This is a genomic window from Mucilaginibacter sp. GW822-FHT03E02, assembly GCF_058801545.1.
The window spans coordinates 1,889,209-1,905,726 of the sequence record NZ_JBXANJ010000001.1; the positions used below are offsets into that span (position 1 = coordinate 1,889,209).

Genomic DNA, 16,518 nt, shown 5'->3' on the forward strand with positions numbered 1-16,518 from the left:
GTTAAGATAGCAACGTTACTAAAACCCCACTATCATGGCAACATTATCATCGAACAAAACCGGAAGCAAAAAGGCTGTAGCCAGCGCTGCTAAACCTGCAGGCGAAGAACTCAAAACCGACTTCCCCATGAGCGAAAAGGACGAAGTAAAAAAAGCCGAAGAACGAATGAAAAAACAAACAAAAGGCAAATAATTTTCTGTTTATTTCGGCAGCAATTTTATAGCTTAGGCAAACAATTATCCCCCATCATGATTAAACATAGCTTTTTATTGTTTGCTGTTGTATTGCTGTTCATCACCGCGTGCAAGCCCTCGGTTTCGGTTACTACCCTTACCGGTAAATGGAAATATGTAAAAGTAGAGCACCCTAATGCCAGCCCTCCGGATACTATGAAAAAAGCCGAATTGGATGAAGTGGTGCCATACATCCAGTTTACGCCCGAAATGAAGTTTTTGATTGTGTGGGGTGGTAAGTTTTTAGCGCATGGCACCTTTACCCTTAATGGCGGCAACATGAACATGACTGAAAAATTAGAAGATGGTAAAACTCGCAGCTACGTTTTCACCGTATCGGAACTAACGGAAAACAAGATAATTTTTGAAACTATAGGTGTTGATGGATCAAAGGTAACGGCGTTAAGGGCAAGTAAATTCTGAGGTCCAGGATATGTCGAGTGTCTATCAGGTAAAACCTGAAGAAAAAGTTATTACGTGCAACAATATAGTTAAACGAATGTTCTAAACTACCGTCATTGCGAGGCACGAAGCAATCCCCGACATGCTAAGTCCCACATAGTTCGGGATTGCTTCGTGCCTCGCAATGACGCATATGCTATATTGATAATCAGACTTACAAACACATCATTATAAGATACGAAGCAATCGCGAACTATACAAGCGGACATACATAGTTTCGCGATTGCCGTGCTGCGCCCGACATAACATTAATCTTCATCCCAAAAGTCCTTGCTACAAAAATCTTTTCTTTCAAAAAGGTGATATATCTTCCCTAACTTGCACATAGTAATAAACAGTAAACAATGGATACAGTTAAATTACAGGAGCAGGCGGCCCAAAGGCAGGAGCTTTTTATAGGGCTATATAAACAGGTATTCCCGGCTGTGGCAAAGTACGTGGCCCGCTGCGGGGGCTCATTCGATGAGGCTAAAGATGTTTTCCAGGATGCCCTGTTGAGCTATTACGAAAAAACAGCACAGGCCGGGTTATCCGTTAACAATAGCGACGGAGCTTATATTTACGGTACGGCCCGGTATCTTTGGATAAAACGTTATAAAGAAGGCGGCCAAACCTCGCGGTTAAATGAAGCTCTTATCGTCAACACTGCGGAGGAAAGCATCAGTTTACCCGATGATAACAAACTGCTCCGCTTTTTGGAATCTGCCGGCAAGCGCTGTATGGAACTGCTCCGCTCGTTTTATTACGATAAACTGCCCATGGCCCAGGTTGCCGAAACATTTGGCTTCTCGGGTGTACGATCGGCAACCGTGCAGAAATATAAATGCATAGAAAAAGTAAGGGAAACCGTTAAACAAAAAGCATTAACCTATGAGGACTTCCTTAAATAACATAGCCCGGATAGAAGCACACCTGCTTGGCAGCCAAAAGCCCACAGATGCTTTACTGTTTGAAGCCAGGCTATTGCTGGATGATAGCCTGCAGGTTGATGTATCTGCCCAAAAACAGGTATATAGCCTGTTACAGCAGTATGGCCGCAAACAATTAAAGCAAGAGATAGAAGCGGCTCATGAGCAACTATTCAGCCAGCCCGAACATCTGAGTTTCAAACAGAAAATAACCCGGTTATTTTTCAAGTCTTAAGTCGAAAGTTCTAAGTCTCAAGCCCAGAGTCTTAATAGACAAAAACAAGACTTATGACTTAGTAGCTCCGACTTAAAACTCAAACTTACTACTTACTACTTACTACTTCAAACCATGAATATTGATAAACAGGAATTCCGCAAATATGCGGTCATGCACCATGCTATTGGCGGTTCGCTGGTAGACAGCTACATCTCAGGAGTCGAAAAAAGCGGCTTACCAACGGCCATGACGCCCTATATTACCGAAGAGCGTGAAATGCGCGTAGCCCAGATGGACGTATTCTCGCGCCTGATGATGGACCGCATCATTTTTATGGGCCAGGCCGTTGATGATAACGTGGCCAACATCATCCAGGCACAACTGCTCTTCCTGCAATCAACTGATGCTAAAAAAGATATCCAGATGTACATTAACTCGCCTGGTGGCTCGGTATACGCCGGCCTGGGCATTTACGATACCATGCACTTCATCAGCCCCGATGTAGCTACTATTTGTACGGGCATAGCCTTATCCATGGGCGCGATATTATTATGCGGCGGCGCGGCTGGCAAAAGGGCTGCTTTAAAGCATTCACGTGTAATGCTGCATCAACCTTCTGGTGGCGCGCAGGGCATGGCATCAGATATCCAGATAGCAGCGCAACAAATATTACTGATGAAGCAGGAATTGTATGAAATAGTTGCTAAGCACAGCGGCCAGCCTTACGAAAAAGTTTACCAGGTATCTGACAGGGATTATTGGATGATAGCCGCCGAAGCCAAAGAATTTGGGATAATTGATGAGGTGCTGGTATAGGTGGATGTGCTGATTTTAGATTTCAGATGTGCAGATGGAGCATTGGTTTTAGATCGGTGGCAATGTTGAGTTGTAAAATCCGGGGACTTTGAGGGGGATGATGCCTATCGCATGTCGGCGAGTCGACTCACCCCGACGAGGCTACGCCCTTCGCCCCTCTCTCCGACTGCGTCGCATAGAGGGGCGAAGAATATTTTTTTCATTTCCTCAACCCTCTTTGCGGCTTCAGCCGGAGAGAGGGTCGGCCAGCGTAGCGTAGCCGGGGTGAGTCGTAGCCAGCGTTCAATTCCAATGTTCATATAAAACTAAACATGTCATGGTGATGAGCCTGTCGAACCATAGCGGGCAAAGGCCTCTCCGCGCGGGTCTTCGACAGGTTCAGACTGACAGGCCCGTTACCCTGATAATTTATCACATCATGGAAACTTGTTCAACATCATTTATCAATATTATTTTCTTTCAAAAAAACATTAATGCGCTGCCATCGCCGCCCCGGCCACCGCTTCCACCTTATTCTTAATAAATCGCTTCCCTATAAATAACACCGCAAAAGCCACAACCGAGGATGCTGCCATTACACCTGCCATAGGTAGCGTGCCCTGGTTTTGGATAAGCGTGATGCCGTATGATGCAAGCGCCCCTATCGCCATTTGCAGTGCGCCCATTAATGCCGATGCCGAGCCTGCGTTTTTGGTAAATGGTGCTAACGACAAGGCGGACGCATTGGGGCTTGAAATGCCCACACAGCACAAAACACCAAATATCATAACTATTGTACCGGCCATACCAAACCAGCCATTTAACGATCCGGTTAAAAATACCGCCGAAATTATAACCAGGCAAACCACTGTAACATTTATAATTCGCTCGCTTTTATAATACCTAACCAATAGGCTGTTCACCTGGCTTGCTCCAATAAAGCCAATTGATAGTCCGCCGAAAACCCATCCAAATGCACCTTTGCTTATCTTAAAAATGCCGATAAAAACAAGCGATGATGATGCCACGTAGGTAAACAAACCGGCAAATATAAAAGCGCCGCTTACCGCATAAGTAAAAAATTGAGGTTCTTTTATAACCGCCAAGAAGTTAGTGATGATGGGTACAGGCTTAAGCGAATAAGTAGGATCGGGCTTGTAACTCTCGGGCAGAAAGAAAAACACGGCAATAAATATCAGTACAGCTATCACTGTAAGTACCAAAAATATAGCCTGCCATTCAAAATGGTTAACTATAGCGGTGCCCGCGGTTGGGGCAAGCATGGGCGAGGCGCCCAACACCAGTATGAGCAGGGCAAATACCTTGGCATTATCTTTTACCGGGAATAGGTCGCGCACCATGGTCATTGCTGCTACGGTTGCAGCACAGCCTCCAATGGCCTCAAAAAAACGCATCCCCACAAGCATTGGTAGTGATGTCGAAAAAAAACACCCTACCGAAGCAACGATGTACAAAACGAGCCCGAAATAAAGGGGGCGTTTACGTCCAAACCGGTCCAGTAAAGGCCCATATAACAGCTGGCCAGCGGATATGCCGATAAAAAAGCTCGACATAGTCAGTGTCATCTGCTCAGGGCTGGTATGTAAATAGGCGGCAATGGTATCAAAAGCCGGCAAATACATATCGATAGAAAAAGGAGCCAGCGCTGTAAGCGAACCTAATATGAGGATAAGGAAAAAGTATCTTTTTTTAGTCATGCGTTTTGTTTGTTCATAGGTCATCGTTCATGGCAGCTGCATTTGCCATGATTTAATTAAAACGTTGGTTTTTACCTGGTATTTTTTTTGAAGCGGCCATGATCTATGAACTATTAACCATGAACCATCAACTGCTAAAACGTTTCGCCTAAATTAAGGTTTATTGACGAAAAATTGCGGCTTACCCCATAATCAAGGCTAATATTTGTACCCGATTTTTTATTGAACTTAAACCTAAGGCCAGTGCCGCCTGCCGGGTGCCAATAAGTAAATTTATAGGTATCTGGTTCGGTTACCGAGTTCACGTTGGCAAATAAAACAAAGCCCAGCAAGCCGTTGCCGGTAATATCCCGGCGATACTCGGTTTCAAAATAAGCCAGTCGCTGACCGCGGTAGCGGTTTTGCTGAAAACCTCTCCCCGATCGCTGGTATGGCTCCCAGCCTAAACTGGGCAGGTTTAAATAAGGGGTACCCGGTGTAAGCGATGTCCAGTAATACGTCCAGAACGCCAGCACATTTTTAGGGCCCGAATTGGTTAGTGAAACATACTTCCGCAAATCGATGTATAACGATTGCCAGTTGGTATGGCTTCCCAGCACTTTAGTATTAAACCGGTACGACACGTTGGCATAAACCCCGGGCAAAGGGTCAATTGAGTTTCTGCGTGTATCATATAACAAGTTCAGGGTGGCTCCCGATGAAAATGCATCCTGGCCAGTTGCTGTACCGTATTTGTACTTCGTAAAATCGCGCAGGGTTTGTTGGCCCTGGCTATCTATATCGGCATAGTAATCAAGATTATACCCCACACCCGCATAAAAATAAGGTTTTATTCTTTTTAGCACTGTTTGGTAAAGGCGTATGTAATTATAATCAACCAAAAATTTGTCGTGGTTGTTCATATTCCCCCCAAGGCCCCAGGTATATTGCGGGTAAACCAGTAAACGAATATCGCCTATAACGTTCCACTGATTATCTTTAAGCCAAACACTTGAACGAATCGGCAAGCCGTACCGCCCTTTAAGGTTAAAATAAGGGGTAAATACAACGGTAGAAAGATTGGTAGTCTTTTGATCGCCCAGGTAAAAGCCTGCTGTAGTTGAGGTAAATAGTGCTCTGCCCCCGCTTCGCCCGTCAGACGTTGAGATAGGTAAAAAGGAGAAATAAAATTTCTTTTTCTCGGTAGTTGACACCTTCCTTGGCTTAACATTAAATACCGACCGGAAAACATCTATCAAGTCCCGCTGCGGAATAGTATCTGTTGGTCTTTTTGCAGTATCGGCATTAGGCCTGCTGGTTTGTGCCATTATAGCAAAAGGCATTAAACAAAACAATAATGCTATAAACGTTTTACCCATTATTTATTTAACGTAATATGTACACATGCTGTTTGGGATTATTGCCCGTAAACCCAAACTTTTAACGAATAACCCGCCTTTAACGCATTTATCAAGCAAATTTTATTTTACACTTTGCTGATAATAGCACTCACTTAAGATAATAAAAAAAGCCCGCGGTTGTAGTAAAACCGGGGCTTTTAAATAAATTTAACTTTTTTTAACCTTTACTGGTACTTAACAGTAGTTACAGTAGTTGTTTTGCTGTATGGGTGTGCGTGATGCCTTGGGTGAGCCCTGCGCCACGCAATACGACGGGCACGCTCTTTTTTCTCCCTTGCCCGGCGCACCTCATTACCAACAACGTAGCCACCGCCTGCGCCTATGGCACCGCCAATTAAAGCTCCGCCAACATTATGGCCTATCAGGCCGCCAGCAACGGCGCCACCGGCACCACCTATTATAGCGCCCTTACCCTGGTCGCTTATTCCCTTTTTCTTTGTAGTTTGAGCCTGGGTGTTTTGCGCAAATGTTAACAACATCGCGAAAAACAGGCAGGCAAATATGATTAGCTTTTTCATGGTATAATGTATCTGATAAGTGTTAATAATTATCATCTATACAAATAGCAGGCCAAGTATTCAGTTTGCAGTAAGCAGCAGGCAGTTTGCAGTAAGTTTTTAAGCTTAATGTTGGTTTGGGCGTATCCCTGCGGGCTGGGCTATCCGCTCATACTGCACAGGCATTAAGCGCGAGGCCGGTATCCGCTTTTATCCCTATCGCGAGAAGTTGTCTGAATCAGAATTTTCAGAATTAAAGAATTCACAGGATTTTAAACACGATTTAGTGATTATAACAAGATTACCAGGATTTTTTAAATGCAATATTTAACATACAGCCTACTCACTACTCATTTAAAAAATCCCATTACACTGGCAGAAAACTGTACCGTTTTTGAGGCAGCGTTATGATCGCCGGGTACATAACTTAGTTGGGATGTAGGGATCATTTTATGCAATTCTGTTTCCGATCCGCCGTCATGATCTTCGGTGCCGTTTATAAGCAGTACCGGTATTTTTACTTTAGCCAGTTCCTGCGGACTTGTTGAGGGCTGGTATTTTTGTTGCAACGCCAATGCCGGGACATCAAAAGCAGGGTTACTATGAATGTACTTTATCATGCCATCTACATCATGAAAACTGGTATCGCCCATTAAGGCTTTATACGCGTGTACGCGTCTTGGCCATTCGGGATTGGTGTAGGCATCGCCCATACCGCCCATAACCAGTTTTTGCACCCGCTTATCCAACACCAGCAGGCGCGATGCGATGATAGACCCGCGCGAATAGCCTACCACATTATATTTTTTGATGCCCAGGCTGCTCACCAAACCAATAATATCTTTAGCCTCAGCATCGTTAGCGTAACCGGCATCAGTATGTGGTTTGCCTGATCGCCCGTTGCCCCGCTGGTCAAGTATAATCACCTTATAACCGGCAGCAAGCAAATCAGGATAAAGGTGACCAGTCTTCCAACCCTGACCCGTGCCCGAAAACCCGTGGATGAGCACCACCGGGAAGCCATCACCTTTAACCTCGTAATAAATTTTTGTTCCATCGGCAGCAGTATAAAAGTTGCCTGCTGTTTCCTGCGCAAAACTTATAAGGCGTGCCATCAGCATTATTAACAATACCGTTGTTGGTTTTATAATTCGTTTCATTGCGGATAACTACTTTACAAACTGATTAATAATTAATACACCTGCCAACCCGGTTAACGAAACCAAAGTTTCCATTAGCGACCATGACCTGATGGTATCTTTTATACTGATGTTAAAATACTCTTTAAACAACCAAAAACCCGAATCGTTAACATGCGAGAAGGCCAGGCTACCGGCACCTATAGAAAGCACCATTAAATTTGCATCAACATGGCTTTTGGTTACCAACTTTACCAATATACCCGCCGCAGTAAGCCCGGCCACCGTTGCCGACCCTAAACTAACCCGGATGATGGCCGCTATTACCCAGCCTAAAAGCAAAGGCGGCATGTTTAGCGTTTTTAACTGGTCGGCTATCTGGTCACTCGCGCCACTGGTGGTCAAAACTTCGCTTAGGGCTCCCGAGCCGGCAATAATAAGCAGGATGAGCGCTATATCCTTAACAGCATCGGTATAATTACCTGCCAGGGCGCTCATCTTTTTCCCTTGTTTAATACCCAATGTAAAAGTAGCCACAACAAGGGCAATCAGCATTACGATAGATGGATCGCCAAGGAAGGCTATCAACTTTACTGCAAACGCGTTTTTGACACCCAGGTAAGGAAACAAAGCCGATAGCATTAGTAGTATTACCGGCAATAACGCGGTAAAAAAACTATTTAAGGCTCCGGGTAACTTTTCGGGCGGCAGTTCATCGGCCCGGAAAGTAGCTAATGGTTCGGAAGGTATTTTTTTCAAAAACCGGGCAAATAAAGGGCCGGCAATGATGATGGCTGGTATGGCTATCATCAAACCATAAATAAAGGTTGTGGCCATATTAGCATGAAACATAGCTACCAATGCCGATGGCGATGGATGGGGAGGCAAAAAACCATGGGTAACAGATAGTGATGCCAGCATAGGTAAGCCAATATAAACAGCCGGCAACTTATATTTATACACTACCGAGAATATGAGCGGAACCATCAATACAAATCCAATTCCGTAAAAAAGCGGAATTCCAATGATAAAACCGGCAGTAACCAGTGCCCATTGTATATGTTTTTCACCAACTGCTTTAACCAGTACCTCGGCTATTTTTTGGGCAGCCCCGCTTACCGCCACAAGTTTGCCCAGCATAGCGCCCAGGCAAATAATGATAAGTAATTTGCCCATGATATCGCCCATGCCTTTTTGTATCGAGGCCATCAATTTATTTATCGGGATGCCCAACAGCAATCCCGCAGCTATGGCAACAATAAGAAAAGCTACAAAGGGGTTTACCTTACCCCAGCTTACCAATAAAATAAGCAGGATAATACAAATAAGAATAATTGCTAATACCATTATATCAAGCTGTTAATAGTTGGGCTTAAGCCAAACCTTGCCCGACTAAAGTAACAACAATATTTGATTTTAAGCTTTTGCAGTCAAAAGCATTTGATATGAATTACTAAATTTACCAGCCCGGCTATGCATTAATTATTTGTTACTCCAAAAAAACACAAGCAAGTTCTTTTATTTTAAAAATGTTAATTAGAACAAAAATATTACTAAATTGAGGTGCTTTTGTTCATGCCATTCTGCAAAAAATGTTTAGTTTTGTATGCTGACGTTACGATAAATAATAGCCCCTACTATCCCATAATTGTTCAATATAGTTAGCAAGAGATACTTGAATACATTTCGGCCCTTCAATTTTAATTTTCATTATGTCAAAGCGTATTTTAGTATTGGATGATAATCAGGACATTTTAGAAATAGTTCATGAAACGCTCACCTACGAGCAATTTGAAGTACGCAGCACATCAAACAGCCAGGAGGTGTTACCGCTGATAGAAGAATTTGCCCCAGACCTGGTTATATTGGATTACCGCGTTGCAGGCACAAACGGTGGCGAAATTTGCAAAAGCATCAAAGTTCACCCCAAATTTGGCGATATTCCCGTTATTATATTTTCTGCCTATTTAAGTAACGACGACCATCTTTTAAATTATGGTTGTGATGGCATTATCAATAAACCTTTTGACCTTATTGAACTTGTCGAGAAAGTTAATAACTTGATCAAGTAATTGCCCACTATTCTGCCCACATTTAACTAAAATCTCTCTCCTTGTTAGTGTTGCTTTCAATAAAAATTAGCAACAATTAAAAAAAGAGCTTCTAAAAGGCATTGTATTTTTCAAAAAATTCAATTTTTGCACCATAAAAATAACGATACAACAATAAACAACCTTAATGGTTAAGATATTGACAATAACCTTATATTTGTGATAGTAAAAATTAAATAATAATTAAATACAATAACCCCTTAATTGTATTATGGTTGTGCAAATTAATCAGCAGCAAGATATCAGGCCTTTGGAAAAGAAAAGGCCGATATGTCCAAGATGTAAAGCAGATCTCGAAGACAGGGTTCCGCGAGGCTTCTTTGCCAAGCATCTTTTATTTTTCCTTCCTATCAAAAGGTACATTTGCTATCGTTGCCAACGCAAACGATATGTATTTTATTAATTATTAATTAATAAATAAACCGAAAGAATACCTATACTGACTTACTGGTAGTATTTATATATAGCTTGATGTTTTGTATAGGCTATATTGTAACTTGCTCCCCCCGTATCGTATGACAGAAGATCAAAACATTAGCGAAAACCCCAAAAAAGTATATTATTGCTCAAAATGTGGAACTCCATTCCACTTTAAAATGCGTCGCGGCTGGTTTACCAAAAGGATTTTGTTTTTTTTACCCATAAAAAAATATTTCTGCGCCAAGTGTAAAAAAGCAAGCTACATTTTTGCAAGGTAGTAGCCAAGCTTAGTACAAACACTCCTTTTTTCATAACATTACCTAATTTGATGTTTCCTCCGGATAGGAGGTTTTTTGTTTACTTTACTTTAAATTAAGTATAAACAGAACATTATACTGATTTAAAAGTACTTATCAAAGCAATTTGGTATAACATTTGCTTATCAACAATGTAAAGTTATTAATTAATGATTAATAGCATTTTTTTGAAGATACTAAAATACAATACCATGAGACGGATATTAGCGGTTGATGATGACAAGGACATATTGGAGGTTTTACAATACATTCTTGAAGAATCGGGCTATGAGGTTGAAACACTATCAGATGGGCATTACATTTTTGATAGGATCAGAAAGCATCATCCCGACCTGATTTTACTTGACATTATGCTCGGCGGTTTAGACGGGCGAGAGTTGTGTAAACATATCAAAGCCATGAAAGAGACCCATGACATCCCGGTTATCATGATCTCGGCAAGCCACAATATTTCTGATCGCTCGTTTCAGAATAATGACGGTCCTGACGATTTTATAGCCAAACCATTTGATATCGACGTTTTATTGCGCAGCGTAAGGGCACAACTTAACCAGGCAGCTTAACGGCAAAATAGCAGGTAACCGCGAGGTACCTGCTATCCGGTCTTTTCAACACTACGTTTTAAGTACCTAATCGATAACGATTATTCAATATTTACATTAAATGCCTTATCCCTTTTAGCCCGGTTTCGTAGTTTAAAAAACACAACCAGGTTTAAAAAGTGCATACCGCCTAAAATCAGAATTATCCACCCCAACTTATAACTCAATACTTCTACCACAACTTGTATACTGGCTATGGTCCCCGTTTCCTTTAAGGCCAAGCTCATGTAACCTATGTTAATAAGATAAAAGCCCACAACAAGTAGTTTATTTACAGAGTCGGCCAATTCATTATTGCCATGAAAAATATCTACCAAAAAAATACGGCCGTTTTTGAATAATACCTTGGCAACCCAAACAGTTAATGCGATGCTTACCAGCAGGTAAACAAGGTAAGTTAAAATAAAGTAGTTCATGATTTTACGATTTGTTTAATATAATTATTATAGAATTTTCAAAAAATATTGAAATTAAAATTCAAAAAAAATGTTACTTGAACATTTTAAATATCGACCCAAAAAACCAGTTTTCTTCCGCTTTAAGCATGGTGTCTAACGTTGTGTTTACGTTTTTTGCCAGCTTATTAATGTCATTTACCGATGTCTTAAAAGTTTTATAAGCAGGGTCATTTTCATCACCTTTAACTTCGGTTAACTGGGCAAGAATCTTCAGTACCGGGTCAAGCTCGCGTTTTTTACGCTCTTCGGCTACACGGCGGGCAATTACCCAGGTATCCTTCTCGGCATAAAAAAACTCTTTCCGCTCGCCTGTTTTATGTTGCTTTTCAACCAAACCCCAATCAATCAAATCGCGCAGGGTCATATTGGCATTGCCACGCGATATGCTCAATTCAGCCATCACCTCTTCGGTAGTTAAAGCCTCTGGCGATACCATAAGTAAAGCATGCACCTGCGCCATCGTGCGGTTTATCCCCCACTCTGATCCCAGCTTGCCCCAGGCCTCAATAAACTTCAGTTTTCCTTCTGCCAATTCCATGCACAAATATAGATAAGTTTTTAAACTTTCAAAAATAAATGAAATCAAAATAGTATCAAGTAGTAAGTATCAAGTAGTAAGACTTTTATTTGCAGCTAAGTAGTTTTCAAGCTGGCTATATCAAATGGTCGACCTTGGATACAGGCTGCAATTATATCCCACCCAAAATCTTACTACTTGATACTTACTACTTGATACTAAAAGAGAGTTCCTTATCAATCCTTTTATTCCACTCCTCCTGTATACTCTCATTCATCCCGTGATTGGTTTCATCATCGTATTGTTTTTCCAGATCATTCATCTCTCTGAATGAATCCAGGTATTGCATGTTAATGGGGCCATCATAATTATCAACCGTGAGTTTTTCTTTTAGCAAATGTTGTTTAAAATGCTCCATCACCAGTTTTACAATGTCAAAATGCCTTTGTTCATGATTTAAATTATAAGGGGTACGCGCACCATTTTTTACCCAGCAGGCGCTTTTTGGCAAATACGGTTTAAGGCTTATATGTACACAAACTATTCCTTTAACAACCTCAGCCTGTTCCCCGTAGGATATACTTGGGAAAACCTCGGCCTCATATTTACTGGCAGGCGGCTTTTGCTGAAAATCATCCCATTTTAAAGGCCGCTTAGCCGAGTAGTAAATGGTATCTCCTTCGGGCTTTTCGGTATAGTCGCTAAAAATCAGCTTTACACCTTTGGCCAGTTTTATATTGCTATCGGCCTGTTTATTTATCCAGGTGTTAAAATAAGCCAGGCCTGCCTGTAACGAATTACTTAACAAGCCACCTATATCCATTTGCTGACCAGTACTCCTCGTATAGCCTGTACCACCGCGGTAATCAACTAAGTGTATATCTTCACCCTCTTTTTTAAGCCAAAAAGATAATATCATGGCGGCTTTACCTTCAACCCGGCCGTCGGATTGTAATTTTTCGTCTACCCTAATCTTCTTAATGCGGATAATTATGGGCCGCAATGTCCTATTGGCGGGCACGCTTTTCTCAAAATATTGCTTAATCGCCGTTGGCACACCCCCTTGCAAATCCAACGATAACCTTGGTGTAGCTATGGTTGCCTGTGTAGCGGGTAACAACCCGGCTACCGGGCTTCGGTCATCGCGTTCATCAACAACTCCAGCTATATAAAACTCACTCACCGGCAACAAAATTTTCGGTTCGGTTAAAACAATTGGCCCGCTTGTTTTTTGTGCATTACAAATCAACGGAAAAAACAAAATGACTAACACCTTAAGCTTTTTACCAGCAAAAAGATATATCCCGGCCGATATGAAAATCGGGCAACACATGAAAATAAACATATTATCAAACATGCTTAAAGATTTAAAAAATTGCAGTGGGTTACACTAATTGGTTATTTTTGGCAAGACCCGGTGGTTATGGAAAAGTCAACAATTTTAAAGTTTTCCACACACATATCATCTTTAGTATTACCTTCGTTTTATAAACGTGTTTTCCACATTTGTTAACTACTTGTGTTAATTAGCCCTTTTCGTTTCGCTATTTTAGCACCATCGTTAGTATGCGCTTTATGATCAAAAAAAGATACATCCCCCTGCTAATCCCTGTTTTTATAGCTTCAGCCGCTTTTGCACAGCAAAACCCATCTACCCAGGTTTACAAAACTTACCATGCTGCCGTCGACCTCATGAGCCGGGGGCAATATGCTTCGGCTGCTGAGCAATTTCGACTATTGGAAGCAACCCGGCTTAAAACTACCACTCAGCCCAAGTTTGAATCAGACCTGTCGCTGGTAAAAGAAAACAGCCAATATTACGAAGCCTTTTGCGCCCTTAACCTTAATAATGATGATGCCGAAAGCATGTTTCAGCGTTTCATTAAGGAGCATCCCGAAAACCCGCTTACCAAGCTGGCTTATTTCCAGATAGGTAAATCATATTTTAAGCAGGGAAAGTACGAAAAATCAATTGAATGGTTTGATAAAGTACAAGCCGGCGAACTTAACGGGCACGATAACACCGAGTATAAATTTCGTAAGGGCTATGCTTATTTTTCACTGGGCAACTACAAAGACGCACAACTGCTTTTTGCCGAAGTAAAAACCAAGAAAACCGAATTTACCGAAGATGCTACTTATTACTTTGCGTACATAGCTTACCTGAATAAAGATTACCACCTGGCATTGGTGAACTTTGAGCGGTTAAAAAAATCAAAGAAGTATGAAAACAGCTACCCTTATTATATATCGGCAGTTTACTTTTTAGATAAACGCTATGATGATGTAATAAACTACGCGGTGCCAATTGTTAACAGCACCCACCAGCAAAACGAAACCGAAATGCTGCGCATAATTGCCGCATCATACTTCGCCAAAGCCGATTTTGATAATGCGGTTAAGTACTACGGCCGTTTCCAGGACCGGGATCAGGGTCGTACACAAAACACACAGGATAGCTACCAGATAGGTTACACCTTTTACAAGGTGGGTAACTACGCCCAGGCCGCCAGCGAACTTGAAAAACTGGTGGAGCAAAAAGATGTATACAGCCAAAATGGTAACTACACCCTTGGTGATGTGTTCCTGAAGATGAACAATAAGCAAAGTGCCCGTAATGCTTTCCTTAATGCATCCAAACTTACTTATGATAAGCAACTGCAGGAAGATGCCTTATACGAGTACGCCAAGCTATCATACGAGCTGGATTTTAACACCGAGGCACTTGCAGCTACCCGTTTATACCTTAAAAATTACCCCCGCTCCCGTCGTAATGATGAGATGAAGGTTTTATTGGGCGAAGAACTGTTAAATTCCCGCAATTACAAAGAGGCGGTAGATATACTGGAGCCTATCCCCAACAAATCAGAAAGCGCTCAGATAGCTTATCAAAAAGTTACCTATTACCGCGGGTTGGAATTTTATAACGAACGCGCCTTTGAAAACGCCATAGGTATTTTTCTTCGGTCATTGAAAAATCCTATCGACCCAAAAACCGCAGCCCTTACCACTTATTGGATGGCCGAGGCTATGTACGAGGTACGCAAATATACCGAGTCGGTTGAAACCTTTGAGCAGTTTTTGGATATGCCCGAGGCCAGGGAAACCGAAGTGGCCAACTATGCCAACTACGCCGTGGGTTACGCCGCCTTTTATGGCGAGCAGTATAAAAAGGCTGCTAATTATTTTGAAAAGTTTATAGCCGGCGATGTAAAAGACGAAAGCACCCAAAACGATGCGGTAACCCGTATTGGCGATAGCTATTTTGTACTGAAAAGCTACGGCAAAGCGCTTGATTACTACAACCGCATTATTGCCAGGCACAGCCAGGGCGAAGACTATGCTTTGTTTCAGCGTGGGATGATCCAGGGATTGCAGGGTTCATTAGATACCAAGATAAGCACCTTGAATGATGTGCTGAACAAATTCCCGAACTCCGATTACGCTGATGACGCATCATTCGAGATAGCATACACCTATTTCCTGAAAACAGACGGCGAAAAAGCCAAAACAGATTTGCAGGCTATGATCCAGAAATACCCGCGCAGCAGCTATATTCCGCGTGCGCTGGTTACCATCGGGTTAATTGATTACAATGCGGGCAACGATGATGTGGCCGTTGAATCGTTCAAAAAAGTAATCCAGGATTATTCATCAACCGACGAGGCCAAACAGGCCCTTAAGCAGATAGAAAAAATTTATACCGATAAAGGTGATGCCCAAACCTTTATTACTTACGCGGCGACCACCCCGATAGGTAATTACACCGCTGCCGATCAGGAAAGCATTATGATAACCGCTGCCAACAACCTTTATTTAAAAAATGACTGGCAAGGTGCGTTGGGTGCCGTAAACGCTTACTTTGATAAGTTTCCGGGCAAGCAGATTTACGAAAAACAGGCAAGATTTATAAGGGCGCAAAGCTTAACCAACCTGAACAGGACACAGGAAGCAGTTGTTGATTATAACCTGATACTAAACGACTGGACCAGCGCTTACAGCGAAAAATCATTAATAGCCATGGCTAAACTCTACATCAGCCAGCAAAAATATAATGAAGCAGTGGTGTTCCTGAAGCGCCTGGAAACCAATTCAGAATATAAGGCCGATTATACCTTTGCCATCAATAACCTGTTGCTTTGCTATGCCGAAATGAAAATGCCGGATGATGCACTTAACTATGTAAAACTGGTTAGAGAAAACGATAAAACCGCGCAGGAAGATAAATTCCGCACAGGTTTATATGCGGGTAAGGCTTATTTGCAAAGGGGCGATACAACCACCGCAATTAAGGAATTAAACTACACCATAACCAATACTAAAACAGTTGCCGCAGCTGAAGCAAAATACAATGTGGCACTGGTTGAGTATTTAAAAGGCAGGTACAAAACATCGCAAAAAATGTGTTTTGACCTGGCTAAGGAAATGCCAAACTACGATTACTGGGTAGCCAAAACGTATATTTTATTAGCCGACAATTACAGGGCCCTGAAAGACAATTTTCAGGCTAAAGCAACCCTGCAAAGTATTATTGATAATTATAAAGCCGATGACGATATACTGCCAACGGCCAAACAAAAACTGGATGTGTTAAACGGCGGCAAATCGAGCAAAATAGCTGCGCCTGTAGTGCCCGATACCGGCGACAATAAAGCGGCTCCTGCAGATACCACCAAAACTCCAGCCCAAAATTAACAGGATAACGAAGAGTAATATAAAAGAA

General features: G+C 42.1%; 16 protein-coding genes. 8 read left to right on the top strand and 8 right to left on the bottom strand.

All coding sequences use genetic code 11. The annotated features are described in order from the left end of the window. The first annotated feature begins 34 nt into the window (after window positions 1-34). The 5 genes from AC1RM2_RS07840 to AC1RM2_RS07860 all read left to right on the top strand — a co-directional run bounded on the left by AC1RM2_RS07840 (window position 35) and on the right by AC1RM2_RS07860 (window position 2,637). The gene (locus AC1RM2_RS07840; protein ID WP_492984449.1) at window positions 35-193 is read left to right on the top strand and encodes a hypothetical protein; all 159 of its coding nucleotides are present in this window, start codon (window positions 35-37) and stop codon (window positions 191-193) included. 56 nt (window positions 194-249) lie between these two features. Further along, window positions 250-657: a lipocalin family protein gene (locus AC1RM2_RS07845; RefSeq protein WP_492984450.1), complete on the top strand. Its 408-nt coding sequence runs from the start codon at window positions 250-252 to the stop codon at window positions 655-657. 383 nt (window positions 658-1,040) lie between these two features. Further along, window positions 1,041-1,586, top strand: a complete 546-nt coding sequence (locus AC1RM2_RS07850) for an RNA polymerase sigma factor (RefSeq protein WP_492984451.1) — start codon at window positions 1,041-1,043, stop codon at window positions 1,584-1,586. Next, complete coding sequence (locus AC1RM2_RS07855) at window positions 1,567-1,839, top strand: hypothetical protein (RefSeq protein ID WP_492984452.1); 273 nt, start codon at window positions 1,567-1,569, stop codon at window positions 1,837-1,839. The genes AC1RM2_RS07850 and AC1RM2_RS07855 overlap by 20 nt, the downstream gene beginning before the upstream one ends. Before the next feature lie 114 nt (window positions 1,840-1,953). Further along, window positions 1,954-2,637, top strand: coding sequence for a ClpP family protease (locus tag AC1RM2_RS07860; RefSeq protein ID WP_492984453.1), 684 nt, complete (start codon window positions 1,954-1,956; stop codon window positions 2,635-2,637). A 470-nt stretch (window positions 2,638-3,107) separates the two neighbouring features. Here the strand turns inward: AC1RM2_RS07860 and AC1RM2_RS07865 are convergent, their stop codons facing one another. The 5 genes from AC1RM2_RS07865 to AC1RM2_RS07885 form a co-directional block, all read right to left on the bottom strand. Beyond that, window positions 3,108-4,334: a multidrug effflux MFS transporter gene (locus AC1RM2_RS07865; protein WP_492984455.1), complete on the bottom strand. Its 1,227-nt coding sequence runs from the start codon at window positions 4,332-4,334 to the stop codon at window positions 3,108-3,110. Between the two features lie 134 nt (window positions 4,335-4,468). After that, complete coding sequence (locus AC1RM2_RS07870) at window positions 4,469-5,656, bottom strand: BamA/TamA family outer membrane protein (RefSeq protein ID WP_492984456.1); 1,188 nt, start codon at window positions 5,654-5,656, stop codon at window positions 4,469-4,471. 242 nt (window positions 5,657-5,898) lie between these two features. Then, window positions 5,899-6,252 (bottom strand): YMGG-like glycine zipper-containing protein, encoded by a 354-nt coding sequence (locus tag AC1RM2_RS07875; protein ID WP_492984457.1) that lies wholly within the window; start codon window positions 6,250-6,252, stop codon window positions 5,899-5,901. A 329-nt stretch (window positions 6,253-6,581) separates the two neighbouring features. Then, the gene (locus AC1RM2_RS07880; protein ID WP_492984458.1) at window positions 6,582-7,391 is read right to left on the bottom strand and encodes an alpha/beta fold hydrolase; all 810 of its coding nucleotides are present in this window, start codon (window positions 7,389-7,391) and stop codon (window positions 6,582-6,584) included. Between the two features lie 9 nt (window positions 7,392-7,400). Then, entirely contained in the window at window positions 7,401-8,717 is a 1,317-nt protein-coding gene (locus tag AC1RM2_RS07885; protein WP_492984460.1) for a GntT/GntP/DsdX family permease, read from the bottom strand. A gap of 365 nt (window positions 8,718-9,082) precedes the next feature. Here AC1RM2_RS07885 and AC1RM2_RS07890 point away from each other — a divergent pair, with 365 nt between their 5' ends. Both AC1RM2_RS07890 and AC1RM2_RS07895 read left to right on the top strand, forming a co-directional pair. After that, window positions 9,083-9,442, top strand: a complete 360-nt coding sequence (locus tag AC1RM2_RS07890; RefSeq protein WP_492984461.1) for a response regulator transcription factor — start codon at window positions 9,083-9,085, stop codon at window positions 9,440-9,442. A 967-nt stretch (window positions 9,443-10,409) separates the two neighbouring features. After that, entirely contained in the window at window positions 10,410-10,781 is a 372-nt protein-coding gene (locus AC1RM2_RS07895) for a response regulator (RefSeq protein ID WP_492984463.1), read from the top strand. An 80-nt stretch (window positions 10,782-10,861) separates the two neighbouring features. Here AC1RM2_RS07895 and AC1RM2_RS07900 read toward each other — a convergent pair whose 3' ends face one another. The 3 genes from AC1RM2_RS07900 to AC1RM2_RS07910 all read right to left on the bottom strand — a co-directional run bounded on the left by AC1RM2_RS07900 (window position 10,862) and on the right by AC1RM2_RS07910 (window position 12,978). After that, window positions 10,862-11,236: a hypothetical protein gene (locus AC1RM2_RS07900; RefSeq protein ID WP_477388626.1), complete on the bottom strand. Its 375-nt coding sequence runs from the start codon at window positions 11,234-11,236 to the stop codon at window positions 10,862-10,864. A gap of 73 nt (window positions 11,237-11,309) precedes the next feature. Then, window positions 11,310-11,816: a GbsR/MarR family transcriptional regulator gene (locus tag AC1RM2_RS07905; RefSeq protein WP_147052884.1), complete on the bottom strand. Its 507-nt coding sequence runs from the start codon at window positions 11,814-11,816 to the stop codon at window positions 11,310-11,312. Window positions 11,817-12,003: 187 nt separating this feature from the next. Beyond that, window positions 12,004-12,978 carry a hypothetical protein gene (locus AC1RM2_RS07910; protein ID WP_492984465.1) on the bottom strand — a complete coding sequence of 325 codons (975 nt, stop codon included), beginning with the start codon at window positions 12,976-12,978 and terminating at the stop codon, window positions 12,004-12,006. A gap of 392 nt (window positions 12,979-13,370) precedes the next feature. On the opposite strand from AC1RM2_RS07910, the gene AC1RM2_RS07915 reads away from it, so the two are divergent. Further along, on the top strand, window positions 13,371-16,490 hold the full coding sequence (locus tag AC1RM2_RS07915) for a tetratricopeptide repeat protein (protein WP_492984466.1): 3,120 nt from the start codon (window positions 13,371-13,373) through the stop codon (window positions 16,488-16,490). Window positions 16,491-16,518: the final 28 nt, after the last annotated feature.

Coding starts and splice junctions, on each gene's coding strand:
- AC1RM2_RS07895 (WP_492984463.1), top strand. CDS start 10,410: ATGAGACGGATATTAGCGGTTGATGATGACAAGGACATATTGGAGGTT.
- AC1RM2_RS07860 (WP_492984453.1), top strand. CDS start 1,954: ATGAATATTGATAAACAGGAATTCCGCAAATATGCGGTCATGCACCAT.
- AC1RM2_RS07900 (WP_477388626.1), bottom strand. CDS start 11,236: ATGAACTACTTTATTTTAACTTACCTTGTTTACCTGCTGGTAAGCATC.
- AC1RM2_RS07850 (WP_492984451.1), top strand. CDS start 1,041: ATGGATACAGTTAAATTACAGGAGCAGGCGGCCCAAAGGCAGGAGCTT.
- AC1RM2_RS07855 (WP_492984452.1), top strand. CDS start 1,567: ATGAGGACTTCCTTAAATAACATAGCCCGGATAGAAGCACACCTGCTT.
- AC1RM2_RS07880 (WP_492984458.1), bottom strand. CDS start 7,391: ATGAAACGAATTATAAAACCAACAACGGTATTGTTAATAATGCTGATG.
- AC1RM2_RS07845 (WP_492984450.1), top strand. CDS start 250: ATGATTAAACATAGCTTTTTATTGTTTGCTGTTGTATTGCTGTTCATC.
- AC1RM2_RS07885 (WP_492984460.1), bottom strand. CDS start 8,717: ATGGTATTAGCAATTATTCTTATTTGTATTATCCTGCTTATTTTATTG.
- AC1RM2_RS07875 (WP_492984457.1), bottom strand. CDS start 6,252: ATGAAAAAGCTAATCATATTTGCCTGCCTGTTTTTCGCGATGTTGTTA.
- AC1RM2_RS07840 (WP_492984449.1), top strand. CDS start 35: ATGGCAACATTATCATCGAACAAAACCGGAAGCAAAAAGGCTGTAGCC.
- AC1RM2_RS07870 (WP_492984456.1), bottom strand. CDS start 5,656: ATGCCTTTTGCTATAATGGCACAAACCAGCAGGCCTAATGCCGATACT.
- AC1RM2_RS07915 (WP_492984466.1), top strand. CDS start 13,371: ATGATCAAAAAAAGATACATCCCCCTGCTAATCCCTGTTTTTATAGCT.
- AC1RM2_RS07865 (WP_492984455.1), bottom strand. CDS start 4,334: ATGACTAAAAAAAGATACTTTTTCCTTATCCTCATATTAGGTTCGCTT.
- AC1RM2_RS07905 (WP_147052884.1), bottom strand. CDS start 11,816: ATGGAATTGGCAGAAGGAAAACTGAAGTTTATTGAGGCCTGGGGCAAG.
- AC1RM2_RS07890 (WP_492984461.1), top strand. CDS start 9,083: ATGTCAAAGCGTATTTTAGTATTGGATGATAATCAGGACATTTTAGAA.